At 61.8% G+C, this 570-nt stretch carries 1 protein-coding gene; it reads left to right on the plus strand.

The genetic code is table 11. The annotated features are described in order from the left end of the window. Window positions 1-570: MFS transporter (locus tag PM2_RS29490; RefSeq protein WP_042132665.1), on the plus strand; the 570-nt coding region annotated here is incomplete at both ends.

The raw sequence follows: 570 nt of genomic DNA on the forward strand, positions 1-570 counted from the left end.
CTGCACTTCCATTCGTTGGGCTACACGCCGCTGCAGATCGCGGCGCTGTTCCTGTTCTACGAAGTGTTCGGCGTGATCACCAACCTGGTGGGCGGTTACCTCGGCGCCCGCCTGGGACTCAACCGCACCATGAACATCGGCCTGGGCATGCAGGTCGTGGCCTTGCTGATGCTCACGGTGCCGGCAACCTGGCTGACAGTGCCATGGGTGATGGCCGCCCAGGCACTGTCCGGCATCGCCAAGGACCTGAACAAGATGAGCGCCAAGAGCTCCATCAAGCTTCTGGTGCCGGACAGCCAACAGGGCACGCTCTACAAATGGGTGGCCATCCTGACGGGCTCGAAGAACGCGCTCAAAGGTGTGGGCTTTTTCCTCGGCGGAGCACTGCTCGCGTTGCTCGGCTTCACCCTGGCGGTGCTGGCCATGGCGGCAGTACTGGCCATGATCTGGATCGGCAGTCTGGTGCTGCTGAAAAAGGACTTGGGCAAAGCCAAGGCCAAACCCAAGTTCCGCGACATGCTGTCCAAGAGCCGGGCGATCAACATCCTCTCAGCCGCACGGCTGTTTCTC

This window comes from Pseudomonas monteilii NBRC 103158 = DSM 14164 (genome assembly GCF_000730605.1).
Taxonomy (GTDB): domain Bacteria; phylum Pseudomonadota; class Gammaproteobacteria; order Pseudomonadales; family Pseudomonadaceae; genus Aquipseudomonas; species Aquipseudomonas monteilii.